Here is a 23908-nt window from a genome sequence, read left to right as displayed (position 1 = left end):
CAGCAAAGCCGCTGTCCGATCCCCGCCAAGGGCCGATCGGAGGCGGCTTTTTTCGTTTTTCCACGAGATTGGGGGCTGGCACATGGCTACCGCATATTGGGACAATCAGGATCGCCCGGCAAAGGGCGACGGTTTCTGGAGCGCAGGGCACAAGCCCACGCTGATCGCGGCCTTTCTCTATTTCGACCTGGCCTTCATGGTCTGGGTGATGCTCGGCCCGCTCGGCCCCGACATCGCCGCGTCGCTCGGCCTCACCCCCGCGCAGAAGGGGCTGATGGTCGCGACGCCGACCCTGGCGGGCGCGATCCTGCGCGTCGTCAACGGCCTGCTGGTCGACCGGATCGGGCCGAAGCGCTCGGGCGCGATCAGCCAGCTCATCGTCATCGCCGGCCTGTTCACGGCCTGGATGACGGGCGTGACCAGCTTCGCCGGCACGCTCGCGCTCGGCGTCGTCCTCGGCTTCGCCGGGGCGAGCTTCGCGATCGCGCTGCCGCTCGCCAGCCGCTGGTATCCGCCGGAGCATCAGGGCAAGGCGATGGGCATCGCCGGCATGGGCAATTCGGGCACCGTGCTCGCGGCCTTGTTCGCGCCGGGCCTCGCGCATCTGTTCGGCTGGAACGCGGTGCTGGGCCTCGCCTGCATCCCGCTGGCCCTGGTCTTCGTCGCCTATATGCTGATGGCGAAGGACGCGCCGGGGGCTCCCGCGCCGAAGAAGCTCGCCGCCTATCTCGAACCACTCGGGACCGCCGACGCCTGGTGGCTGATGCTGTTCTACGGCGTCACCTTCGGCGGTTTCGTCGGCCTCGCCGCGTCGCTGCCGATCTACTTCACCGACCAGTTCGGGCTGAGCCCGGTGATGGCCGGCTATTGCACGGCAGCCTGCGTCTTCGCCGGATCGCTGGTCCGCCCGCTCGGCGGCGCGCTGGCCGATCGGATCGGCGGCGTGAGGGCGCTGTCGATCGTCTATCTGGTCGCGGCGGCGGCCCTCGCCGGGGTCAGCGCGACGCACATGATCGGCGCGGCGCTCGCCACCTTCGTCGTCGCGATGCTCGCGCTCGGCACCGGCAACGGATCGGTGTTCCAGCTCGTCCCGCAGCGCTTCCGGGCCGAGATCGGCGTGATGACCGGCCTGGTCGGCATGGCGGGCGGCATCGGCGGCTTCTACCTGTCCTCCTCGCTCGGCTTCGCCCGGCAGCTCAGCGGCAGCTACCAGCCCGGTTTCCTGATCTTCGCCGGCCTGTGCCTGCTCGCCTTTGCAGCACTCGCCGGAGTCAAGCGCCGCTGGCGTCGCGACTGGGACGCCGCGAAGGCCGGCGTCCGCATCTGATCCGATATGAGGTGCGGGCGCCGTCAGGGAGACGGCGCCCGCATCCGGAAGGGGTTCCCATGAAGACCATCATCGCGACGGCGGCCGTGCTGGCCGCCGCAGGGCCCGCTTGCGCCGGGAAGATCGCGCTCGAACCGCTGATCGACGCCCGTATCCGCTACGAACATGCCGAGCAGGACGGCCTTCTCGACACGGCCGATGCCCTGACCCTGCGCCTGCGCGGCGGGGTGCAGGCCGGCAACGGGGCCTGGTCCGCGCTGGTCGAGGGACAAGGGACGCTCGCAGCCGTCGACGATTATTTCGACGGACTGCGGGGCGCCGCGACCCGTCCGCTGGTCGCCGACCCGCAATCGATCGGGCTCTATCGCGCCCAGCTCCGCTACAAGAGCAAGGCGCTGACGCTGACTGCGGGACGCCAGCGGATCGCGATCGACGACGAACGCTTCGTCGGCGCAGTCGGCTTCCGCGACAACGGCCAGACCTTCGACGCGCTGCGCGTCGAATGGATCGGCCTGCCCCGCCTCAAGATCGACGCCGCCTATGCCTGGTCGGTGCGCAGCATCTGGGGCATCGACGGGCGCGGCGCGCGGCAGCAGGCGGTTTCGGGCGACAATGTCTTCGTGACGATCGGCTATGCGACGCCGATCGGCACGCTCGCCGGCTTCGCCTATCTGGTCGACCAGGACGAGGCGGCGGTGCAGGGCTTCGCGCTGTCGAGCCAGACCTATGGCGCGCGCCTGTCGGGAAGCCGTGCGCTGTCCCGCGCGGTCAGGCTCTCCTATGTCCTCGGCTATGCCCGGCAGAGCGACTGGCACCGCAATCCGAACGCCTATCATGCCGACTATCATCTGGCCGACGCGACGCTCGACATCGCGTCGTTCAAGGTCGACCTCGGTTATGAGCAGCTCGGCGCGAGCCATGGCGCGGCGCTGACCAGCTTCCAGACGCCGCTGGCCAGCAGCTTCAAATTCCAGGGCTGGGCCGACAAATTCCTGGCCACGCCATCCGACGGCGTTCGCGATATCCATGCCGGCGCGGGCCATGGCTGGAAGAAGGCCGGTGCGTTCGACCTGATCGCGGTCGAGGCGACGTGGCACCGTTTCGACAGCGACCGGCTCGGCCGCCATTATGGCGACGAGCTCGACCTGCTCGTCACCGCGAGGGTCGGGCGCACGACGCTCGGCGCGCGCTATGCCGACTATCGGGCGAAGCGCTTCGCCACCGACACCCGCAAATTCTGGCTGCAGGCGGATTGGACCTTCTGACTATGCCGCAGTGCAAAATTTTCACTTGAGCGATGGCGCGATTCGCGCCATCCTCCTTTTCGAACGGGCAAGGTCGTCCGATCGAACATAGTCCGGAGCATCCAGGGTCGGGTGTCGCGGATGCATCGTCCCGGCGGGTCCGCCGGTTCACGATGATGGCAAGGCCGCCATGCAGGCGCTGGATCTTCCAGCGTCCGCATGGCGGCCTTTTTCGTTTCTGGAGCTTGGAAGATGGATTTTCAGGGCACGGGCATCGGCGCCGAGGATCGCGACGACGCTCCCGACACGGTCGGGACGCAGCGGCTCGTCGTCATCGGCAACGGCATGGCGGGCTGCCGCGCGGTCGAGGAGATATTGGCGCGCGATCCGGGCCGCTTCCGCATCACCATCTTCGGCGCCGAGCCGCATGTGAACTACAACCGGATCATGCTGTCGCCGGTGCTGGCCGGCGAGAAGAGCTTCGACGAGATCGTGATCAACGACGCCGCCTGGTATGCCGACAACGGCATCGAACTGGTCGCGGGCGATCCGGTCGTCGCGATCGACCGCGCCGCCCGGACGGTGACCGCGAACAGCGGCCGCACGGTCGGCTATGACCGGCTGCTGATCGCGACCGGCTCCGATCCCTTCATCATCCCGGTGCCCGGCAAGGACCTGCCCGGCGTGATCAGCTTCCGCGACATGAAGGACGTCGACGCGATGCTGGCGGCGGCCGATCGGGGCGGCGACGCCGTCGTCATCGGCGGCGGCCTGCTCGGGCTGGAGGCGGCGCACGGCCTCAGCCTGCGCGGCATGAAGGTGACCGTGCTCCACCTGATGCCGACCCTGATGGAGCGCCAGCTCGACGAGGCGGCCGGCTGGCTGCTCAAGACCGAGCTGGAACGGCGTGGCCAGACCATCCTGACCGGCGCCGACACCGCGGCGATCGTCGGCGACGGCAAGGTCGAGGGCGTGGCGCTGAAGGACGGCAGCACCATCCCGGCCAGCCTGGTCGTCATGGCGGTCGGCATCCGGCCGTCGACTGCGCTGGCGCGCGCGGCGGGGCTGGCGGTCGGGCGCGGCATCCAGGTCGACGACCATATGGTGACCAGCGATCCCGCGATCCTCGCGGTCGGCGAATGCGTGGAGCATGACGGACAGGTCTACGGCCTGGTCGCCCCGCTGTGGGAGATGTGCCGCGCGCTGGCCGACGGGCTGGTCGCCGAGCCGAGCGGCTATCGCGGCTCGGTCACCTCGACCAAGCTCAAGGTCTCGGGCATCGACGTCTTCTCGGCGGGCGACTTCTCGGGCGGCGACGGGGCGGAGGACATCGTCCTGCGCGACGCCGCGCGCGGGATCTACAAGCGGGTGGTGCTGCGCGAGGACAAGGTCGTCGGCGCGGTGCTCTACGGCGATACCGCCGACGGAAGCTGGTATTTCGACCTGCTGAGGAAAGGCGACGACGTCTCCTCCATCCGCGACCTGATCATCTTCGGACAGGCCTTCGCCCAGGGAGGGGGGCAGGCGGACCCTAAGGCGGCCGTTGCGGCGCTCTCGGACGATGCCGAGATCTGCGGCTGCAACGGCGTCTCCAAGGGCAAGGTCGTCGCCTCGATCCAGGCCGGCGCGTGCAGCCTCGACGCGGTGCGCGCGACCTGCAAGGCCTCGGCAAGCTGCGGCTCCTGCACCGGACTGGTCGAGAATCTCCTCGCCCTCGCCCTGGGCGACGCGGTCGAGTCCGGGCCGAAGACGATCTGCAAGTGCAGCAGCTTCACCCATGACGACGTCCGCCGCGAGATCGTCGCGCAGGAGCTGCGATCGATCCCCGAGGTGATGCAGAAGCTCCACTGGACGACGCCCGACGGCTGCTCCTCCTGCCGCCCGGCGCTCAACTATTATCTGCTCTGCGCCTGGCCCGGCGCCTATGTCGACGACCAGCAGAGCCGCTTCGTCAACGAACGCCTCCACGCCAACATCCAGAAGGACGGCACCTATTCGGTGGTGCCCCGCATGTGGGGCGGCCTGACCAACCCGCGCGAGCTGCGCGCGATCGCCGATGTCGTCGAGAAATATGACGCGCCGATGGTCAAGGTGACTGGCGGCCAGCGGCTCGATATCTTCGGGATCAGGAAGGAGGACCTGCCCGCCGTCTGGGCCGACCTCAACGCCGCCGGGATGGTCTCGGGCCATGCCTATGGCAAGGCGCTGCGCACGGTGAAGACCTGCGTCGGTTCGGAATGGTGCCGCTTCGGCACGCAGGATTCGACCGGCCTCGGCGTCAAGGCGGAGAAGATGAGCTGGGGCTCGTGGATGCCCCACAAGTTCAAGATCGCGGTGTCCGGCTGCCCGCGCAACTGCGCCGAGGCGACGATCAAGGATTTCGGCGTGATCTGCGTCGACAGCGGCTATGAGCTGCACGTCGGCGGCAATGGCGGCATGAAGCTGCGCGGCACCGACCTGCTGTGCAAGGTCGCGACCGAGCAGCAGGCGCTCGACCATATCGCCGCCTTCATCCAGCTCTACCGCGAGGAGGCCTGGTATCTCGAGCGGACCGCGCCGTGGATCGAGCGGGTGGGCATCGACCATGTCCGCCGCCGCATCGTCGAGGACGCGGTCGGCCGCGAGGCGCTGACCGCGCGCTTCCTCTTCTCGCAGAGCTTCTCGCAGGATGATCCCTGGGCCGCCCGCGCCGCCGGCAAGGACCGCGAGCAGCATGCCCATCTGGGCGAGTTCCGCCCCCTCGAAATCCTGGCCGCGGAGGGAGCGCGATGATGACCGGAGACTGGATCGACGTCGGCGCGCTGGTGGAGATACCGCTGCGTGGCGCCCGCACCATCAAGGCCGCGAACGGCGAGGAGATCGCGATCTTCCGCACGGCGGGCAACAGGCTCTATGCCCTCGTCAACCGCTGCCCGCACAAGCAGGGGCATCTGAGCCAGGGCATCGTCCATGGCGACGCGGTCGCCTGCCCGCTGCACAATTGGCGCATCTCGCTGTCGACCGGCGAGGCGCTGGGCGAGGACGAGGGCTGCGTGCCAACTATCCCGGTACGCGCCGATGCCGGCCGCATCCTGATCTCGCGGATCGCGATGCTGGCGACGCTGGCGGCATGAGCGGGGCGCCGGTCCGCACGACCTGTCCCTATTGCGGGGTCGGCTGCGGCGTGCTGGCCACCCGCACCGGCGATCGAGCCATGACGATCGCGGGCGATCCCGATCATCCCGCCAATCGCGGCCGGCTCTGTTCGAAGGGCACCCATCTGGGCGAGACGGTCGGTCTCGCCGGCCGGCTGCTCCACCCGATGATCGGCGACAGGCGCGCCGGGTGGGACAAGGCGCTCGACCTCGTCGCCCGCCGCTTCCGGGAGACGATCGCCAGGCATGGGCCCGACAGCGTCGCCTTCTATGTCTCGGGCCAGCTGCTGACCGAGGATTATTACGTCGCCAACAAGCTGATGAAGGGCTTCATCGGCTCGGCCAATATCGACACCAATTCGCGGCTGTGCATGTCGAGCGCGGTCGCGGGCCACCTGCGCGCCTTCGGCGAGGACGTGGTGTCGGCCAGCTATGACGATCTCGACGAGGCAGACCTGTTCATCCTGGTCGGCTCCAACACCGCCTGGTGTCACCCGATCGTCTATCAGCGCATCCAGGCCGCCCGCGAGAAGCGCGGCGCGAAGCTCGTCGTGATCGATCCGCGCCGCACCGAGACCTGCGAGGATGCGGACCTGCATCTGCCGATCCGGCCGGGCAGCGACGTCGCGCTGATGAACGGGCTGCTCGCTCATTGCCGGCGGGCGGGGCTGATCGACCAGGCTTTCCTCGACGCCAGCCTGTCGATTCCCGAGGGTTTCTGGGACGTGATCGGCCAGGGCGGAGATCCATGGAGCGTCGCCAGGACGTGCGACGTCGCGCCCGAAGCGCTGCTGCGCTTCTACGAGCTGTTCGCCGCCCATCCCCGCACCGTCACCCTGTTCAGCCAGGGGATCAACCAGGCGCTGCGCGGCACCGATCAGGTCAACGCGATCATCAACCTCCACCTCGCCACCGGGCGCATCGGCAAGCCGGGCGCGGCGCCCTTCTCGATCACCGGCCAGCCCAATGCGATGGGCGGACGCGAGGTCGGCGGGCTCGCCTCGACCCTCGCCGCGCATATGGGCTTCGCGCCGGACGAGGTCGCGCGCGTCGGGCGCTTCTGGTCGGCGCCGGCGGTGGCGACGAAGCCCGGCCTCAAGGCGGTCGACATGTTCAGGGCGATCGGGGAAGGACGGATCAAGGCGCTGTGGGTGATGGCCACCAACCCCGCCGTCTCGATGCCCGACGCGGGCCGGGTGCGCGACGCGCTGGCCGCCTGCCCCTTCGTCGTCGTCTCCGACGTGATGGCCGACACCGACACCGGCCACTTCGCCCATGTCCGCCTGCCCGCCGCCGCCTGGGCCGAGAAGGACGGCACCGTCACCAACAGCGAACGGCGCATCAGCCGCCAGCGCCCGGTGCTGACGGCGCCCGGCGAGGCGAAGCCCGACTGGTGGATCGTCAAGGAGGTCGCCGCGCGGATGGGCTGGGCCAGCGCCTTCGGCTACGACCGGCCGGCCGACATCTATCGCGAGCATGCCCGCCTCTCGGCCTATGAAAATGACGGCACCCGGCTGTTCGCCCTCCCCGGCCATGGCGCGATCGGCAATCCCGCCTATGAGGCGATGGAGCCGATGCGCTGGCTCGACCGGCCTTTCGCCGACGGTCGCTTCCCGACGACGGACGGACGGGCGCGGCTCGTGCCGGTGGCGCAGGCTCCGCTGCCCGAGCCGCTGCGCAACTGGCCGCTGACCCTCAACACCGGCCGCTATCGCGACCAGTGGCACACGATGACCCGCACCGGCCTGTCGCCGAAACTCGCCCGCCATCGCGCCGAGCCGCTGGTCGAGATCAACCCCGACGACGCCGCGCGGCTCGGCCTCCGGGACGGCGACATCGCCCGCGTCGCGACCCCGCAGGGCGACAGCCTGTTCCGCGTCGCGGCAAGCGAAGGCCAGCGCCGGGGGGAGATCTTCACGCCGATCCACTGGACCGACCGCCAGTCGACCGGCGGCCGCACCGGCCTGCTGCCCCGGCCGCTGACCGATCCGCATTCGGGCCAGCCCGGCTTCAAGTCGACCCCGGCGCGGCTGGAGAAGGTGGCCGTCGAATGGCGCGCCTTCCTGATCCTGCGCGAAGCGGCGGGCCGGGCGGGCCTGCCGCCCGCGCTGTGGGCGACGCGGGTCGCCGTCGCCGGCGGCGCGCTCTACGAACTGGCCGGCGCCGGCGATGCCGTGGCGCTCGACGGCTGGCTTCCCGCGGGCGCACGGATCGAGGCCAGCGATCCGGCGCGCGGGACCCGCCGGGTGGCGGTGATCGTCGAGGAGCGGCTGGCGGCGGCGCTGTTCCTGACCCGGACCGGCGAGCTGCCCGGCCGCGACTGGCTGATCGCGCAGCTCGACGCGCCGCAGGTGGCGCCGACCCTGCTCGCCGGCCGGCCGCCCGGCGCCATGCCCGATCGCGGACCGGTGGTGTGCGTCTGCTTCGACATCGGCCTCGGGACGATCGCCGCCGCCATCGCCGAGCAGCGGCTCGCCGACATCGGCGCGATCGGCAAGGCGATCGGCGCGGGCACCAATTGCGGGTCCTGCCGACCCGCCCTCGCCCGCATCCTCGCCGATGTCGGCCGAACCGAGGAGACGATCCATGCCGCCGGATGAAGTGATCGCCCCGGGCAGCGTCTGGCTGGTCGGCGCGGGCCCGGGCGATCCCGACCTGCTGACCCGCAAGGCCGAGCGGCTGATCGCAGCCGCCGACATCATCTTCCATGACGCGCTGGTCGGCCTCGCCATCCTCGACCTGGCCACCGGCGATGCCGAACGGGTGAGCGTCGGCAAGCGTTCGGGCCGGCATTCGAAGGCGCAGCCATCGACCAACGCCCTGCTCGTCGAAGCCGCGCTGGCGGGAAAGCGGGTGGTGCGGCTCAAGGGCGGCGATCCCGCGCTGTTCGGGCGGGCGGCCGAGGAACTCGACGCGTTGCGCGCGGCGGGAATCCCGGCGCGGATCTGCCCCGGGATCACGACAGCCAGCGCCGCGGCGGCGTCCGCCGGAATCTCCCTGTCGCTGCGCGGCGTCGCCCGGCGCGTCCAGTTCGTCACCGCGCACAGCCGGCGGGGCGCGGGCCTCGACCTCGACTGGACGGCGCTCGCCGACGAAGGGGCGACACTGGCGATCTATATGGGCCGGGACGCCGCCGCCGAGATCAGCCGGTCGCTGATCGACGCCGGGCTGGCGCCGACGACGCCGGTGCTGATCCTGTGCAATGTCAGCCTGCCCGACGAGCGGCAGCTCCGTACCCGGCTGGATCTGCTGCCCCTGGCGACCGACGCCTTTGCTGAAGGTCTGCCGACGCTGATCCTGATCGGCGCGGCCGTGGCCGATCCCGGCGCGGCCCGCTCGCTACCTTCGGGCTCGATAGACCTCGATCCGCTGCCGCAGGCCGGGACGCGCGGCGGAGCGGACGAGCATCGCCAGGTCCCGATCGAGCGCGCCCGCGTCCGATCGTGACGCCTCGGCGATCGCGGCATGGGTTTCCCGGTCGAGCCGCGTCGCCACGGCGACCTCGCAATCGAGCGTCGCCTGGAGGTCGGGCTCCGCGACGCAGGCCGTCGCCAGGTTCAGCCGGACCGCCTCCTCCGCCGCGATCGCTGCGCCGCTGGCGACGACATGCTGCGCGGCCGTCTCGCCGATGCGATGGGCGAGCCTGCGCGTGCCGAGCACCAGGCCGAAGCCGGCGCCGGGAAAGCTGAACGTCGCCTGCTCGACAACGATGCGCCGCCCGCAGGCGACGAGCAGGTCGGCGCCGGCCCCGAACACCCTGCCCTTGCCCACGGCGATGGTGGCGAACGGCGCCTGCCACAGCCGCGCGAGCAGCTGCTCGATCCGCACGAACCGCCACAGCAGATCGCCGTCGCTGGCACCGTCGAGATCGCCGAGGTCGAAGCCGGTGCAGAAATTGCGGCCCTCGCCCTGCAGGATCAGCACGCGCCCCTTGGCCTGTTCGACCGCGTCGAGACTGTCGTGAAGCGCCTCGACCAGGTCGGCCGAAAGGCTGTTCCCCTTGCCGGGTCGGTTCAACGTCAGCCGGTGGACCTCGCCCGAACGGGAGACGACAAGCTCCCCCGTCACGCCCGCCCCCAGAGATTCGGGAGAAGCGCGTTCGAATAGCCCGACACGAAGCCCTTCACATCGCCTTCGGGCGAGAAGATGTGCCGATCCACCCGGCCGATATCGTCGCCATAGACATGGATGCTGATCGAGACGCGATCGGCATGGGCGTTGCGGACGCGGTGGATGTCCCCCTCGGCGGGCGAGAGGGCGATCACGTCCCCCGGCTCCAGCCGGACCTCGCCGGTCTTCACCGGCACGCCGGATCGCAACGCGAAACCCTCGGATATCTCGGCGCCGCGCAGCATGCCCACCAGGCCCCAGGTCATGTGGTCGTGGATCGGCGTCGCCTGTCCCGGCCCCCAGACGAAGCTGACGACCGAAAACCGGCGCAGCGGATCGCAGAACAGCAGGTGCTGCTGATAGCGGCCGGCGTCGGGCCGGGCAAAGGCCTCGTCGAGCCAGTCGTCCTCGGCCACCAGCGCGGCCAGATGCGGCGCGGTCCCGGCGAGGATCGCCGCCTCGGATTTCCCTCGCTCCTCCGCCTGCTCGGTCAGGAAAGCGAGGAAGGCGGCGAAGCGCGGCTGTCCGCCCTGCGTCATGACGCGGCCTGCAACCGCGTCGCCGCGAGCTCGCGCAGGATATCCTCGCGATCCGCGTCGAGCGCCGGCGGCGCGTGCCGGATGCGATGGGGGGTGTTGCCGATGCCGATCGGCGATCCGAAGATCCGGCTCGCCTTGCCGGTCGGCAGCACCACCTCGCGGACCCATCCCATATGCGCGACCTGCGGCTCGGCGAGCGCCTCCGAATAGCTGTTGATCCGGCTGCACGGGACGCCAGCCGCCTCGAACGCCGCGAGCAGGTCAGCGACGCTGCGGCCGGCAAAGGCGGCGTTGAGGATGACCGCGAGCTCCCCCTGATGCGCCGCGCGGTCGCGCGTCGAGCGGAAGCGGGAATCGTCGAGCAGATCGATCCGGCCGACGATCTCGCAGACGCTCCGCCACAGCTTGTCGTTGCCGGCGGCCAACACGAAGTCGCCGTCGCCGGCGCGGAACGCCTGATAGGGCGCGTTGCGCGGATGCGCCGCGCCGAGCCGGACGGGATCGCGCCCGCTCCCGAAGAACTCGCTGACCTGCAACGCCGAGATCGCCAGGCTGCTTCCGAGCATCGACACGTCGACATGGCCACCCTCGCCGCCCGCGCGCACCCGCGCCAGCAGCGACGCCACCGCGAACGCGCCGTACAGCCCGGTCGCGAAGTCGGAAACCGGGACGCCGGCCTTGACCGGCGCGCCGTCGGCCTCGCCCGTCACGCTCATGATCCCGGACATCGCCTGGACGGTGACGTCGAAGCCACCGTCCCCGGCGCGCGGACCGCTCTGCCCGAAGGCGGACAGCGAGCAATAGATCAGCCGGGGATGGTCCTGCGCGAAGGCGTCGTAGCCGAGGCCGAGCCGCGCCATCGCGCCGGGCCGGTTGTTCTCGATCACGACGTCGGCCACCGCGATCAGGCGCTTCGCGACATCGCGGTCCTCCGGGTCCTTGAGGTCGAGCGCAATCGAGCGCTTGTTCCGATTGAGCGAGGCGAAATTCTCGCTGAACCCGTCGACGATGGGCGGCCATTGCCGCAACGTGTCGCCCGACCTGGACTCCACCTTGACGACGTCGGCGCCCATGTCGGCCAGCAGCATCCCGCAGAACGGCCCCGCCGCGACGTTGCAGAATTCGATCACCCTCACGCCCTGGAAGGGCTCCGCGGCGGGCCCCTGATCCTTCTGGGCATAGTCCTGACGGTTGGGGGTTTTCATATGAGGAATTCCAATATATGGAACGATCTTTCGAATGATGATACGAAATAAGGCTGCGCCGAGCGGCCTGTCAAGCGAGAGCCGATGGACAAGACCCTGTTGAAGGGATTGCAGGTGCTGACCCATGTCGCCCATGCCGATCGCAACGTGCGGATCATGGACGTCGCCGAGAGCCTGAACCTCACCAAGAGCAACGCCTATCGTGTGCTGAAGACGCTGGAGAGCGCCGGATTCATCCGGCAGGACCCGAGGACCAAGGACTTCCTTCCCAGCATCCGGATCTGGGAACTGGGCACGCAGGTCATGAACCGCCTCGACATCCGGTCCCGCGCCGCCGAAGCCCTGCACCGGCTCGCCGAGCAATCGCGGGAGACCGTCCATCTCGCGATCCTCGACGGCCGGGAGGTCGTCTATATCGACAAGATCGACAGCCCGGAGCCGGTGAGCGCCTATACGCGGCTGGGCGGGCGGGCGCCGGCCCATTGCGTGGCGACGGGGAAGGCGATGCTGTCGCAGCTCGCCGACGCGGAGCTGTCGCGCCTGCTCGTCGACCTGGAACGGCATTCGCCCTTCACCATCACCGACCCGGCCAGGCTGCGCGAGGAGCTCGCCGAGGCCAGGGCCAACGGCCATTCGATCAATCGCGGCGAATGGCGCGACAGCGTCTGGGGGCTCGCCGCGCCGATCACCGACGCTTCGGGGGGCGTCGCCGCGGCCGTCGGCGTGTCGGGCCCGCGCTATCGCCTGGACAGCGAACCGCGCTGCGAGGAACTGGCCCTCCTCGTCCGGCGCGCGGCGAAGGACATCCTCGAAAGCCTGCGCCACCGGGGCTAGACCTTGAAGAGAGCCTGATCGTCATCCCCGCCGGGCGGGAAGCATGCCCTCGACGATCAGCTCCATCGCGGCGAGATCCTCGAGCGCGTGGCCGACCGACTTGAACAGCGTGATATCCTCCGCATCGCGCCGGCCGCGCCGGGGATCGGCCAGCACCTCGGCAAGCAGGCGGATGTCGCGGCGATCGACGACGCCGCGCTCGATCGGCCCGGCGAGGTCGCCCGCCGTGTCGAGCGCGCCGATGCCGTCGGCGACCAGCACGGCCTTGCCGATCAGATCGTCGTCGGCTTCGCGCATCGCCGGGGTGAAGCCGCCGACCAGATCGACATGGGTCCCCGGCCGCACGTCCGCGCCCAGGATCAGCGGCTGCCGCGCGAGGGTCGCGACGCTGACGATGTCGGCCTCGCGCAGCGCCGCCGCCAGATCGGCGACGGGCGCGGCGGCGATGCCCTGTTCGGCCAGCCGCCGGACGAGGGCGGAGGCGGCGTCGGGCCGGCGCGCCCAGACGAGCAGGCGGCGGGGCGCCATCAGCGCCGAATAGCATTCGCACAGCGCCTGGGCGACGTGACCGGCACCGACGACGAGAATGCTGTCCGCATCGGCACGCGCCAGGGCGCGGGCGGCGAGCACCGATGTCGCGGCGGTGCGGCGGTGGGTCACGCTGTTGCCGTCGATGATCGCCAGCGGCGCGCCGGTCGCGGCCTCGATCGCCACGCAGAGCGCGCGGACGGCGCCTTCGGGACGATCGGACAGCGCCGGATGGACGGTGACCAGCTTGACGCCGGCCAGGCCTCCGGGCCGCGCGACCGGCATCACCAGCATCGTCGAGTCCCCGTCGTCGAGCGGCACCGCCAGCCGGCTGGGCGCGATCGGCGGCGCGAGGAACGCATCGCGGAGCCGCTCGACCAGCACGCCATGATCGAGCAGTCGGGCCGCCTCGTCGGGACCGATGAAAGGCACATGGTCGTTCACAACAGGATGATCCGGCGAATGGGAATCTCGTGCCGCAATATCTCCTGCGACTCGGCGCGGGCAAAGAGGCGATCGAGCAGGTCGAGGCCTTCGGCTATCATGCCGAACGCCGCGAAACCCTGGCCGTCCGGCTGACGCCCTCCGCCGAAGTCGAGCGCGGGCTGATCGCTCGCGCACAGGAAGAAGCCGCCATAGACGGCGCCGGGCGCGAAGCGGCCGAGCGAGATGGCGCCGCGCCGATGCCGCAGCCCGGTGTCGCGCGTCGATTCGTGCGGGATGATCGGGCTGGTCGGCGCCAGCGGCTGGCGCCCGCCGCCCTGCACGATCTCGATCGCCGCCGGCTGGCCGGGCTCCTGATTGGCGAGGGTGGCGATCCGGTAGAAGCTCGTTCCGTCGAAGCGGCCCGCCCGCACCTCCCCCAGGAAATAGCCCGCACTGGCGGGCGCGCGAACGCCGTCGACGGCGATCGTCATGTCGCCGTCGTCCGTCGAAAGCAGGACGCGGCGGATTCCGTCGTCGGAGACGGTCACGCCGGCAGGATGTTCTTGTGGACCACGCCGCCCTTCATCACGAGCATGATCCGTTCGGGCCGCGCCAGCACGGCGACGTCGTCGAGCGGGTTGCCGTCGACGACCAGCAGGTCGGCGCAATAGCCCGGACGGATCGCCCCCAGCTCGCCGGCCTGGTTGAGCAGGGCGGCATTGACCGAGGTCGCCGACCGCAGGATGTCGATCGCCGGCTGCACCTGGCGGCGCAGCGCGAACTCCTCGGCCTGGCTGGCCATCAGCGGCCCGAGCAGATCGGTGCCGAAGCCGATCCGGGCGCCGGCGCCATGCAACAGGTCGAGCGACCGGAGCGCATGCTTCTCGACCTCGACCGTCTTGGCGAGGCTGACCGGGGTCAGGCCGAGCGCCGCGCCTTCGTCGATCAGCTTGCGGAAGGTGACCAGGGTCGGGACGGCATAGACATCCTCGGCCGCGGCCACCGCCTCCGCCGTCGCGCGATCGAGGATCGTCGCATGCTCGATCGATCGGACGCCGTTGCGGATGCAGCGCATCGCCGCCTCGGCGGTATGGGCATGCGCCATCACATAGGTGCGCCGCGTCGCCGCCTCATGGACCGCCGCCCGCAGCTCGTCGTCGCAATATTGCGCCATCCAATAGGGATCGGAGGGGGAGGCGACGCCGCCCGACAGGAACAGCTTGATCTGGGTCGCGCCGAGCCGGAGCTGCTCGCGCGCCGCCTTGCGGACCTCGTCGACGCCGTCGGCGAGGATCGTCAGCGACCCGCAATAGCCGCAGCCGCAGTCCGGCCCGGTGCCGCGCATGTCGCCATGGCCGCCGGTCTGGCTGAGCGCGAGGCCCGAATAGAAGAAGCGCGGCCCCCTGATCAGCCCGCGCTCGATCGCGACCGCCAGCGAGAGATCGCCGCCGGCCGCGTCGCGCACCGTGGTGAAGCCGCGCTGCAGCGCATCCTCCAGCGCCTTGCGGGCATAGAGCGCGCGCAGCTCGGGACGGGTGCGATCGAGCGTGGCGAGGTTCACCTCGGCGGCATAAGCATGGAAATGCGCGTCGATCAGCCCCGGCATCACGGTGCGGCCGGCGACGTCGACGACCGTCGCCGCCGCGCTCGCGATCGGGCGATCGTGGATCTCGGCGATCCGGCCGTCGCGGATCAGCAGCGACCGGCCGGGCAGCATGTCGCCCGACACGCCGTCGAACAGGGTGCAGTTCGCCACTATCGTCGTCATGACGGGCGGCCTCCGCTCAGCCGTCGATCCCGCCATAATGGCGATCGATCTGGTCGGCGGTCAGGAAACCGTTGCGCAGATCCTCCCTGAGCGCCGCCTTGCTGCGTCGCGCCGGATCACCCCAGCCGCCGCCGGTCGCGGTCACCATCCGGACGACGTCGCCCTTGGCCACCTTGGCACCGGTGACCTTGCCATGGACCTCGTGCGTGCCGTCGGCGCGGATGATGTCGAAATGGTTGGGCGATCCCTCGCCGCCGCCCGCCATGCCCCAGGGCGGATATTTGAAGCGGCCGAAGCTGCCGGTGACGACGAAATCGTCGGTGCGCATCCGATAGTCGAGGACGACGCCCTTGCCGCCGCGATGCTCGCCATGGCCGCCATCCTCGTCGTGAAAGGCATATTGGTCGACATGGACGCCGTAGCGCGCCTCGGTGATCTCGATCGGCACATTGTAGGTCTCGCCGTCGGCGGCGGCGAACTGGCCGGACTCGCCGTCCTTGCCCTGATGGCCGCCCCAGCCGCCGACCAGCGGCTGGACGAGGATCGTGCTCTTGCCGGTGTCGGCATGGCTGCCGGCGAACACCACCGAGCAGACCGACAGCATATGGCCGGCGCCCAGCCGGTCGGGCAGGTGCGGGGCGAGCGCGCGCCAGATCAGGTCGACGCCGTACATCAGCGTCTCCCAATAGGTGGAGACCGGCGCCGGCCGCTCGGCGGTGAAGACGGTGCGGTCGGGGCAGATGATCTCGATCGGGCGGAAGGAGCCGCTGTTCGCCGGCACCTGCGGATTGGTGATCGCCTTGAAGATCAGGCGCACCGCCGAGGTGAGGCCGGTGCGCGAATTGTTGATCGGGCCCATGGTCTGCGGCGCGCTGCCGGTGAAGTCCGCCACGAATTTGTCGTCGGTGATGGTGATCTTGACCATCACCTTGAGCGGCTCGTCGCTGCGGCCGTCGTCGTCGATCAGGTCCTCGGCATGGAAGACGCCCTTGGGCAGCGCCGCCAGCTCATGCTTGACCATCGCCTCGCCATAATCGAGCAGCTCGTCCTTGGCCCGCAGCACGGCGTCATGGCCATATTTGTCGAACAGTTCGCGCAGGCGGCGCTCGGCGACCCCGTTCGCGGCGACGCCGGCCCACATGTCGCCGACGCTTTCCTGCGGCACGCGGATATTGGCGACGATGATGTCGAGGATGTCCTGCCGCAGGGTGCCGCCCTCGACGATCTTGCAGATCGGCATCTGGATGCCTTCCTGGAAGATCTCGGTGGCGTTGGTCGAGAAGCTGCCCGGCACCGCGCCGCCGACGTCGAGCCAGTGCGCCTTGTTGACCGCGAAGGCGACCAGCCGCTCGTCATGGAAGATCGGCGTGGCGATGCCGAAGTCGGAGAGATGGGTGCCGCCGCCGCGATAGGGATCGTTGCCGATGAACACGTCGCCCTGCCGGATCGCATCGCCGAACTTGGCGAGGATGTCGTGGACGAAGCTGTCGATCATCGCGAGCAGGACGGTGGTGCCCTGCCCCTGCGCGATCAGCTCGCCGCGCGCGTCGGTGATGCCGACCGAGAAGTCGAGCGCCTCGTAGATGATCGGGCTCATGCTGGTCCGCGCCATCGTCTGGAACATCTCGTCGCCGATCGAGACGAGCGCGTTCTTGATGATCTCGAGCGTGTAGGGATCGGTTTTCATGGCCGGGTCCTCAAAGCGATTTCAGGTAACTACCAACTCGGAAATCGCGGTAAAAAATGACCTGGAGCAGTCGATCTGAGGCAATCAGATCGACTGCTCTAGACGTTCATGTGAACGTGGAGGTTGCCGTAATCGTCGACGACGACGAGGCGGCCGGGGGTGACGACCAGCGTCGCCGCCGCCTCCTCGACGATGCAGGGGCCGGCGAAGCGCATGCCGGGTTCGAGCCGGTCGCGATCGTAGATCGGCGCCTCGTGGACGCCATGCTCGTCGAGGTCGACGATGCGGGTGCCGTTGGTCGCCTCGACCGGCAGGCGCCCTGTGACGGGCAGCCGCTCGGGCTCGTGCTTGGGCACGTCGCCGAACGCCACGACGTGGAAGTTGACGATCTCCACCGGCAGGTCGAGCCGGAAGGTATATTCGCGTTCATGGGTGGCGTGGAAGCGCTCGATCGCGGCGGCGAGCGTCGCGGCGTCGAAGGCGCCGTCGGGAAGCTCCACCTTCACGCTGTGCTCCTGGCCCAGATAGCGCATGTCGGCGAACCGCAGGATGCGCAGCGGCGCAGCGCCGGTGGCGACGTCGGCGGCGAAGCTTTCCCGCGCGTCGCCCGCCATGGTGGCGAAGATCTCCTCGATCCGCGCGCCGTTGCCGGGGGTCAGCAGGACCACCTGGGTGCGCACGAAATCGCGGCGCATGTCGGTCATCAGCATGCCCCAGGCCGAGAAGACCGAGGAGTTCACCGGGATGATCACCTTCGGCATCTGCAGCTCCTCGGCCAGCATCACCGCGTGCATCGCCCCGCCGCCGCCATAGGCGACCAGGGTGAAGTCGCGCGGGTCATGGCCCTTGTTGAGCGACACCAGCTTGAGCGCATTGACCATGTTGGCGTTGGCGATGCGGATGATCCCGCGCGCCACCGAGGCGGTGTCGCCGCCGAGCTTGTCGACCAGCGGCGCGAAGGCCTTGCGCACATTGGCCATGTCCGGGACGATCTCGCCGCCGAGGAAATTGGCCGGGTTGATCCGCCCGGTGACGAGGTTGGCGTCGGTCGTGGTCGGCCGCGTGCCGCCCCGGCCATAGGCCGCCGGTCCCGGCGAGGCGCCGGCGCTTTCCGGCCCGACATAGAGCCGCCCGCCCGGATCGATGCCGGCGATCGAGCCGCCGCCATTGCCGATCTCGACGATCTCGATCACCGGCGTGCGGATCGGATAACCGGGTTCGGTGCGCGACCATTCGATCCGATATTCGGTGGTGATCCGGGTCTGCGCCTTCTCGATCAGCGAGCATTTGGCGGTGGTGCCGCCGATGTCGAGCGCGATGATCCGGTCCTCGCCGAGCAGCCGGCCGAGCGCGGCGGCGCCCAGCACGCCGCTGGCCGGCCCCGATTCCACCATCGCGATCGGGTTGCGGATCGCGCCCTGGACGGTGTCGATGCCGCCGTTCGACTGCATGATATAGGGCGCGTGCGGATAGCCGGCGCCGTCGAGGCTGCGCTGCAGCGTCCGCAGGTAGCGTTGCGCGGCCGGGTGGACATAGGCGGTCAGCACCGCGGTCGAGGTCCGCTCATATTCGCGCCACTCGCGGGAGATCTCGTGCGAGGCGATCACGGAGACCTCGGGCCAGACGCGGCGGATATGGTCGCGCGCCAACCGCTCGTTCTCCGGCGCGACATAGGCGTGGAGGAAGCAGAGCGCGATCGCCTCCACCCCCTCGGCGCGGAAATCGGCGAGGATCGGATCGAGCGTCGCGGGGTCGAGCGCGGTCGTCACCTCGCCCAGATAGGTGCTGCGCTCGTCCACCTCGCGGCGCAGGTAGCGCGGCACGAACGGCGCCGGCTTGCGGAAGGCGAGGTTGAACAGGTCGGGCCGGTTGCCGCGCGCGATCTCGAGCACGTCGCGAAAGCCCTTGGTGGTGATCAGCGCGGTCCTGGCGCCCTTGCGCGACAGCAGCGCGTTGATCACCACCGTGGTGCCGTGCGCGAAGAAGTCGAAGCCCCTGGGATCAAGGCCGGCCTTGGCGACCGCGTTCATCACCCCTTCGTCGAACTGCGGATAGGTGGTGTCGGTCTTCGCGGTGCGCAGCCCGACGACCTTGCCGCTCGCCTTGTCGACATCGTAGCAGACCAGATCGGTGAAGGTGCCGCCAACGTCGGTTGCAACGCGCATCAATCTTGCTCCTGATCGGGTCGCCGGGCGATCAGCCGGCGGCGACGGTAACCGTGAAAATCCGCGTGTCGGCGACGACCTGGAAGGAATGCGCCTCCCCCGGCGGCACGATCACGACGTCGCCCGCCGCGAGCCGCGCGACCTCGCCGCCGCTGTCGAGGTCGAACGCGCCGGACAGCACCAGCGATATCTCGATCTCATCATGCCGGCTGCTGCCCTCGGCCGGGACGCGCAGCCCGGCGGCGAAGCTCGACACCAGCGCCCGGCATCCCGGCGCATCGGCGCCGAGCGCGTGGACCGCGTCGGCGGCAAGCATGGCGGGGATGACCTTCATTCGGGATCGCTCGCCGGCGTGGCGCTCGGGAACAGCACCGGGGTCCCGACCCAGAGCACCTTCACCGGCTTCTCGCCGCAATTGCGCATCGCATAGCTGTGGCGCGTGTCGAAATGCAGGCTGTCGCCGGGGCCGAGGTCGAAGCTGTCGTCGCCCACCTCGAAATGCAGCTCGCCTTCGAGCATGTAGTAGAAGGACTCGCCGTCGCGATGGACCCGCGGGAAGATCGGCCCCGGCGGGATGATGTAGATGAAGCTGTCCATCTTCTGGTTGACGTGCCCGGCGCTCAGCCGAATGTAGGTCACCGGGGAGTCGATCGGATAATATTCGGGATCGGCCGCGCGATGCAGGATGTTGTTGGTCTGCGGCGGCGCCAGGAAATAGCTGATGTCGACGTCGAGCGCCTGGGCCAGCCGCAGCAGCGAGACGATCGACGGCGTCGCCTTGCCCCGTTCGGCCAGCGAGATGAACGACACCGACAGGTCCGATCGCAACGCCACTTCGTTCAGGGTGAGCTTCAGTCGCTTGCGGCGATCCCGGATCAGCTCCCCGAACGACATCATCGGGTCCGTCGCCGGCACCGCCGGATTGGCCTTGGCCATGGTCTCCCGTCCCTCGTCTTTTTTCATCAACCGCCTGCCGCTTCAAAAAGTCTTCGTGATGTCGATGCCATAGCTGCGGGGCCGAGCCTGGAAATTATAGTCGGGCACCACGACCTTATCGTAATATTTCTTGTTCGAGAGGTTCTTGCCCCACAGCGACGCGCTCCAGCCGCTCGCGAGGGTCAGCCTTACCTGGCCGTTGAACAGGTCGAGCGGGTCGCGGATCGGTATGCCGATCGGGGTGCCCCCCTCGTGGAAATAGGTCTTGCCGCGATGCTCCCAGTCGCCGCGGATCAGCAGTTCGGACGTGCCGATGTCGCGCGTATATTGCAGCGACATGTTGGTCTTGAACTTGGTGGTGTTGGGTAGCTGGTTGCCGACGGTCGTCGGATTGGCGTCATATTTCCGGATATTGGTGTCGGTATAGCCGAGGCCGCCGAACAGGGCGAAGCCCTCGGGCAGCCTCGCCTGCACCTCGAGCTCGGCGCCCTTGATCCGCGCCTTGTCGATATTGTTGACGACCTGCGCGTTCACGACGCCGTTGAAGTTGAACACCTGCAGGTTCTTCGCATCGGTCTGGAACAGCGCGCCGCTGATCGAGAGGGCGCGATCGAGCAGCTCGCTCTTGAAGCCGACCTCGTAGGTCTCCGACATCTCCTTCTTGAAGATCGGATCGGCCACCTTCGCGCCGGTCGAGGGATCGAGCTCGGTGCCGGCGGCGTTGAAGCCGCCCGAGCGGAAGCCCTTCGCATAGTTGGCGTAGATCGAGAAGGTCCGCAGCGGGCGATAGTTGATCGTGAATTTGGGCTGCCACGCGTCGAAATTCTGCTTGCGGGTGCGCGGCCCCGTGATCGGCCGGCCGAGGCCGTCGAGCCGGTAGATGTCGGGTCGCGGATCGGTCTGCCGGCGGTGATCGGTGTCGTAGCGGATCGCCGCGGACAGCTCGATCGTCTTGGTCACGTCGTAGTTCGCCTGGGCGAAGGCGGCATAGGCCTTGTCGTTGTTGTGCTCTTCGAAATAGGCGCGCGTCTGGTTGGCCGTCGCCGGATCGAAATCGAGTTCGGGAACGATGCCGAAGCCCTTGTCCTCCTGCGTCGCGGTGACGAGGTCGCGCTTGCGCTGGAGGAAATAGAGGCCGGCGATATAGCGGAGCGGCTGGTCCGACGGGCTGGTGAAGCGCAGCTCCTGGCTGAAGTTGCGCTGGCGATAGCGCTGGAAGATGGTGTTGAACGGCGCCGTGAAGAAGGGCGTGCCGCCGTTCAGGCCGCCGAAGGTGATCTGCGGATTGGCGCAGGCATAGGGCGTCGACAGCGGCGAGGTCAGCTCGAAGCAGTTCTGGTTGTCCGAATAGTCGTAGCCGTCGAACGTGGTCAGCAGGTCGATCGCGTCATAGGCGGTGATCGAGGAAAGCCTGCCGAAGCCGGTGTCATAGTCGATCTTGAACGAGACGTTCTTCAACAGCCGCTTGTTGTAGCCGAGATTGTTCGAGGTCGGCGCGATCACCGTGTTGGCGACGCCATGCGCATCGGTGATGACGACGCCCTGCTGGGCGGCGTTGCTCGACCGGACGAAATAGGCCGCGCCGCCCGTGATCCGTCCATAATGGCCGCGCAGGTCGAAGGTCAGGTCCGGGGTCGCCTCGTAGATCAGCTTGAGGTCCGCGCCGATGTTGCGGAAGTCGTCGACCTTCCTGTCGAGGAAGCGGTTGGTGATCCAGCCGTCGGCATCGCGATAGGAGACGCCCGCGCGGAACAGCAGCTTGTCCTTGATGATCGGTCCCGAGACCGAGCCTTCGGCGCGGGTCGCCTGGCCGTTGCCATAGCCGAAGGCGACGCGGCCCTCATAATCGTTGGTGACGGGCTTGGTGGTGATGTTGATCGCGCCGGCGATGGCGTTGCGGCCGTAGAGCGCGCCCTGCGGCCCCTTCAGCACCTCGATCTGCTGGATGTCGAACAGTTCCTCGTTGAACTGGAACGCGCTCGTCTGCAGCACGCCGTCGACCGAGATCGCGACCGGGGTCTCGCCATTGGGCACCTGGCTGATGCCGCGCACGGTGAGATAGGTGGTGCCGGCATCCTGCGCGGTCGAGAAGGTGACGTTGGGCGTCAGCGCGATATAATCGCCGGGCCGCTCGATCTTCGCGTTTTCTATCTGCTTCGAAGAAAAGACGCTGAGCGATGCAGGAACATTCTGCAGAGATTCCGATCTCATGCGCGCGGTGACGATGATATCGCCGGAATTCTGGGCATCCGTCGCGGCCTGTTGGGCAATCGCCGCTTGCGAGGCCCCGCAGAGCAGCACCGACATCATGGTTATCGATAGATATGTCCGGTTGATATTGATCACGACGTTCCCCCCATTTGCGGATTCTCATCACGTCAATGATCGGAGGCTCGCACAGTGAAAGATTCGTTACAACTCAAATTTTGAGTGAAGGGAAAATTTTTTCATTTGCCCACCGACGGACGCGATCAGGCATCGACGTCGAAGGTGACGCCCTGGGCGAGCGGCAGGGTGCGGCCATAGTTGATGGCGTTGGTCTGGCGGCGCATATAGGCCTTCCAGCTGTCCGAGCCGCTCTCGCGGCCGCCGCCGGTCTCCTTCTCGCCGCCGAACGCGCCGCCGATCTCGGCGCCCGATGTGCCCATGTTGACGTTGGCGATGCCGCAGTCGGAGCCGGCCGCCGACAGGAACTGCTCGACCTCGCGCATGTCGGTCGCGAAGATCGACGAGGAAAGGCCTTGCGGCACCCCGTTCTGGAGGGCGATCGCCTCGTCGAGCGTTCGGTATTTCAGCACGTAGAGGATCGGCGCGAAGGTCTCCTCGCGGACGCAGTCGACCTGCTCGTCGATCTCGACGAGCGCCGGGCGGGCGTAGAAGGAGCCGTCGCCGTTCACGTCCGCCCGCCCGCCGCCATGAATCCGACCGCCCGCCGCGCGCGCCGCCGCCAGCGCGCGTTCCATCGCCGCGAAGGCGTCGCCGTCGATCAGCGGCCCGACCAGCGTGTCGGGCAGGCGCGGGTCGCCGACCCGGATTCCCGCATAGACCTTGGCGAGCCTCGGGATCAGCCCGTCATAGACGTCGGCATGGACGATCAGCCGGCGCAGGGTCGTGCAGCGCTGGCCGGCGGTGCCCATCGCCCCGAAGGCGACCGCGCGCAGGGTGAGGTCGAGATCGGCCGAAGGAGTGACGATCGAGGCATTGTTGCCGCCGAGCTCGAGGATCGACCGGCCGAAGCGGCGCGCGACGCGCTCGCCGACCGCGCGGCCCATCCGGGTCGAGCCGGTGGCCGAGACGACCGGCACGCGCGGATCGTCGACGAGTTGCTCCCCCAGCGCCCGCCCGCCGATCAGCAGGCCGAGCAGCCCCTCGGGCGCGTCGTCGCCGAACGCGCGCATCGCGCGGCCGACCAGGGCGGCGACGGCCATCGCCGTCAGCGGCGCCTTCTCCGACGGCTTCCACACCATGCTGTCGCCGCAGATGAAGGCGAGCGCGGCGTTCCAGCTCCACACCGCGACCGGGAAGTTGAACGCCGAGATCACCCCGACCGGGCCGATCGGATGCCATTGCTCGGTGATGCGGTGATCGCCCCGCTCGGACGGCAGGCACAGCCCGTAGAGCTGGCGCGACAAGCCGACCGCGAAATCGCAGATGTCGATCATCTCCTGGACCTCGCCGAGCCCCTCGGACAGCACCTTGCCGACCTCGATCGAGACCAGCCGGCCGAGATCGTCCTTGGCGGCGCGCAGTTCCTCGCCGATCAGCCGCACGAACTCGCCGCGCCGGGGCGCCGGCACCATGCGCCAGGCGAGGAAGGCGCGCTGCGCGGCGGCGATCGCTTCCGCCGCGTCGCCCGGCGCCGTCTCCCCGAGCCGCGCGATCACCTCGCCGGTGATCGGCGAGCGGACGATCAGCGATCCGCCGTCGAGCGCAGACGGATTGACGCCCAGATTGGCGAGGAGGCTATGGGCTTCGGCGGCGGGCGTGGCGGTCATGGGATCATCC

19 protein-coding genes are annotated in these 23908 nt (G+C 69.0%); 7 read left to right on the top strand and 12 right to left on the bottom strand.

What is annotated here, in order from left to right:
* Positions 1-82 precede the first annotated feature (82 nt).
* The 6 genes from HRJ34_RS24815 to cobA all read left to right on the top strand — a co-directional run bounded on the left by HRJ34_RS24815 (position 83) and on the right by cobA (position 9152).
* Positions 83-1327, top strand: coding sequence for a nitrate/nitrite transporter (locus tag HRJ34_RS24815; protein ID WP_011952546.1), 1245 nt, complete (start codon positions 83-85; stop codon positions 1325-1327).
* A gap of 59 nt (positions 1328-1386) precedes the next feature.
* Positions 1387-2592, top strand: coding sequence for an alginate export family protein (locus HRJ34_RS24810; RefSeq protein WP_208632742.1), 1206 nt, complete (start codon positions 1387-1389; stop codon positions 2590-2592).
* Between the two features lie 231 nt (positions 2593-2823).
* Positions 2824-5343 carry a nitrite reductase large subunit NirB gene (gene nirB / locus HRJ34_RS24805; protein ID WP_208632741.1) on the top strand — a complete coding sequence of 840 codons (2520 nt, stop codon included), beginning with the start codon at positions 2824-2826 and terminating at the stop codon, positions 5341-5343.
* A complete protein-coding gene (gene nirD / locus HRJ34_RS24800; protein ID WP_029549068.1) occupies positions 5343-5684 on the top strand; it encodes a nitrite reductase small subunit NirD in 342 nt (113 codons plus the stop codon). The genes nirB and nirD overlap by 1 nt, the downstream gene beginning before the upstream one ends.
* Complete coding sequence (locus HRJ34_RS24795) at positions 5681-8305, top strand: nitrate reductase (RefSeq protein ID WP_208632740.1); 2625 nt, start codon at positions 5681-5683, stop codon at positions 8303-8305. Before nirD ends, HRJ34_RS24795 begins: the two co-directional genes overlap by 4 nt.
* Positions 8292-9152: a uroporphyrinogen-III C-methyltransferase gene (cobA, locus tag HRJ34_RS24790; RefSeq protein WP_208632739.1), complete on the top strand. Its 861-nt coding sequence runs from the start codon at positions 8292-8294 to the stop codon at positions 9150-9152. Before HRJ34_RS24795 ends, cobA begins: the two co-directional genes overlap by 14 nt.
* Here cobA and HRJ34_RS24785 read toward each other — a convergent pair.
* The 3 genes from HRJ34_RS24785 to HRJ34_RS24775 are packed head-to-tail and all read right to left on the bottom strand — an operon-like array spanning position 9045 to position 11559.
* The gene (locus HRJ34_RS24785; protein ID WP_208632738.1) at positions 9045-9773 is read right to left on the bottom strand and encodes an enoyl-CoA hydratase/isomerase family protein; all 729 of its coding nucleotides are present in this window, start codon (positions 9771-9773) and stop codon (positions 9045-9047) included. The genes cobA and HRJ34_RS24785 overlap by 108 nt on opposite strands.
* Positions 9770-10354: a cysteine dioxygenase family protein gene (locus tag HRJ34_RS24780; RefSeq protein ID WP_208632737.1), complete on the bottom strand. Its 585-nt coding sequence runs from the start codon at positions 10352-10354 to the stop codon at positions 9770-9772. Before HRJ34_RS24780 ends, HRJ34_RS24785 begins: the two co-directional genes overlap by 4 nt.
* Positions 10351-11559 (bottom strand): CaiB/BaiF CoA transferase family protein, encoded by a 1209-nt coding sequence (locus HRJ34_RS24775; protein WP_208632736.1) that lies wholly within the window; start codon positions 11557-11559, stop codon positions 10351-10353. Before HRJ34_RS24775 ends, HRJ34_RS24780 begins: the two co-directional genes overlap by 4 nt.
* Positions 11560-11643: 84 nt before the next feature.
* Here HRJ34_RS24775 and HRJ34_RS24770 point away from each other — a divergent pair, with 84 nt between their 5' ends.
* Complete coding sequence (locus tag HRJ34_RS24770; RefSeq protein WP_016746102.1) at positions 11644-12393, top strand: IclR family transcriptional regulator; 750 nt, start codon at positions 11644-11646, stop codon at positions 12391-12393.
* 21 nt (positions 12394-12414) lie between these two features.
* On the opposite strand, the gene HRJ34_RS24765 is transcribed toward HRJ34_RS24770, so the two are convergent.
* The 9 genes from HRJ34_RS24765 to amaB all read right to left on the bottom strand — a co-directional run bounded on the left by HRJ34_RS24765 (position 12415) and on the right by amaB (position 23898).
* The gene (locus tag HRJ34_RS24765) at positions 12415-13365 is read right to left on the bottom strand and encodes an ornithine cyclodeaminase family protein (RefSeq protein ID WP_208632735.1); all 951 of its coding nucleotides are present in this window, start codon (positions 13363-13365) and stop codon (positions 12415-12417) included.
* Positions 13362-13895, bottom strand: a complete 534-nt coding sequence (locus HRJ34_RS24760) for a peptidylprolyl isomerase (protein ID WP_208632734.1) — start codon at positions 13893-13895, stop codon at positions 13362-13364. Before HRJ34_RS24760 ends, HRJ34_RS24765 begins: the two co-directional genes overlap by 4 nt.
* Positions 13892-15115: a metal-dependent hydrolase family protein gene (locus tag HRJ34_RS24755; protein WP_011952558.1), complete on the bottom strand. Its 1224-nt coding sequence runs from the start codon at positions 15113-15115 to the stop codon at positions 13892-13894. The genes HRJ34_RS24760 and HRJ34_RS24755 overlap by 4 nt, the downstream gene beginning before the upstream one ends.
* A 16-nt stretch (positions 15116-15131) precedes the next feature.
* Complete coding sequence (locus tag HRJ34_RS24750; RefSeq protein ID WP_208632733.1) at positions 15132-16802, bottom strand: hydantoinase B/oxoprolinase family protein; 1671 nt, start codon at positions 16800-16802, stop codon at positions 15132-15134.
* Positions 16803-16900: 98 nt separating this feature from the next.
* Entirely contained in the window at positions 16901-18967 is a 2067-nt protein-coding gene (locus HRJ34_RS24745; RefSeq protein WP_208632732.1) for a hydantoinase/oxoprolinase family protein, read from the bottom strand.
* Positions 18968-18998: 31 nt separating this feature from the next.
* On the bottom strand, positions 18999-19301 hold the full coding sequence (locus HRJ34_RS24740) for a cupin domain-containing protein (protein ID WP_016746095.1): 303 nt from the start codon (positions 19299-19301) through the stop codon (positions 18999-19001).
* Positions 19298-19903, bottom strand: a complete 606-nt coding sequence (locus HRJ34_RS24735) for a helix-turn-helix domain-containing protein (protein WP_011952562.1) — start codon at positions 19901-19903, stop codon at positions 19298-19300. Before HRJ34_RS24735 ends, HRJ34_RS24740 begins: the two co-directional genes overlap by 4 nt.
* A 42-nt stretch (positions 19904-19945) precedes the next feature.
* Positions 19946-22114 (bottom strand): TonB-dependent receptor, encoded by a 2169-nt coding sequence (locus HRJ34_RS24730; RefSeq protein ID WP_226948937.1) that lies wholly within the window; start codon positions 22112-22114, stop codon positions 19946-19948.
* Positions 22115-22374: 260 nt separating this feature from the next.
* Positions 22375-23898, bottom strand: coding sequence for an L-piperidine-6-carboxylate dehydrogenase (gene amaB / locus HRJ34_RS24725; protein WP_208632730.1), 1524 nt, complete (start codon positions 23896-23898; stop codon positions 22375-22377).
* Positions 23899-23908 lie beyond the last annotated feature (10 nt).

The sequence above is a fragment of the Rhizorhabdus wittichii genome (assembly GCF_017607425.1).
Taxonomy (GTDB): Bacteria; Pseudomonadota; Alphaproteobacteria; order Sphingomonadales; family Sphingomonadaceae; genus Rhizorhabdus; species Rhizorhabdus wittichii.
The sequence above is the reverse complement of the archived record's forward strand: the minus strand, read 5'-3'. Positions and strand labels throughout refer to the sequence as shown.

Bases quoted from the DNA above. Each gene is read 5' to 3' on its own strand.
- HRJ34_RS24815 (WP_011952546.1), top strand. From the start codon at position 83: ATGGCTACCGCATATTGGGACAATCAGGATCGCCCGGCAAAGGGCGAC.
- HRJ34_RS24810 (WP_208632742.1), top strand. From the start codon at position 1,387: ATGAAGACCATCATCGCGACGGCGGCCGTGCTGGCCGCCGCAGGGCCC.
- nirB (WP_208632741.1), top strand. From the start codon at position 2,824: ATGGATTTTCAGGGCACGGGCATCGGCGCCGAGGATCGCGACGACGCT.
- nirD (WP_029549068.1), top strand. From the start codon at position 5,343: ATGACCGGAGACTGGATCGACGTCGGCGCGCTGGTGGAGATACCGCTG.
- HRJ34_RS24795 (WP_208632740.1), top strand. From the start codon at position 5,681: ATGAGCGGGGCGCCGGTCCGCACGACCTGTCCCTATTGCGGGGTCGGC.
- cobA (WP_208632739.1), top strand. From the start codon at position 8,292: ATGCCGCCGGATGAAGTGATCGCCCCGGGCAGCGTCTGGCTGGTCGGC.
- HRJ34_RS24780 (WP_208632737.1), bottom strand. From the start codon at position 10,354: ATGACGCAGGGCGGACAGCCGCGCTTCGCCGCCTTCCTCGCTTTCCTG.
- HRJ34_RS24775 (WP_208632736.1), bottom strand. From the start codon at position 11,559: ATGAAAACCCCCAACCGTCAGGACTATGCCCAGAAGGATCAGGGGCCC.
- HRJ34_RS24770 (WP_016746102.1), top strand. From the start codon at position 11,644: ATGGACAAGACCCTGTTGAAGGGATTGCAGGTGCTGACCCATGTCGCC.
- HRJ34_RS24755 (WP_011952558.1), bottom strand. From the start codon at position 15,115: ATGACGACGATAGTGGCGAACTGCACCCTGTTCGACGGCGTGTCGGGC.
- HRJ34_RS24750 (WP_208632733.1), bottom strand. From the start codon at position 16,802: ATGAAAACCGATCCCTACACGCTCGAGATCATCAAGAACGCGCTCGTC.
- HRJ34_RS24745 (WP_208632732.1), bottom strand. From the start codon at position 18,967: ATGCGCGTTGCAACCGACGTTGGCGGCACCTTCACCGATCTGGTCTGC.
- HRJ34_RS24740 (WP_016746095.1), bottom strand. From the start codon at position 19,301: ATGAAGGTCATCCCCGCCATGCTTGCCGCCGACGCGGTCCACGCGCTC.
- HRJ34_RS24735 (WP_011952562.1), bottom strand. From the start codon at position 19,903: ATGGCCAAGGCCAATCCGGCGGTGCCGGCGACGGACCCGATGATGTCG.
- HRJ34_RS24730 (WP_226948937.1), bottom strand. From the start codon at position 22,114: ATGAGATCGGAATCTCTGCAGAATGTTCCTGCATCGCTCAGCGTCTTT.
- amaB (WP_208632730.1), bottom strand. From the start codon at position 23,898: ATGACCGCCACGCCCGCCGCCGAAGCCCATAGCCTCCTCGCCAATCTG.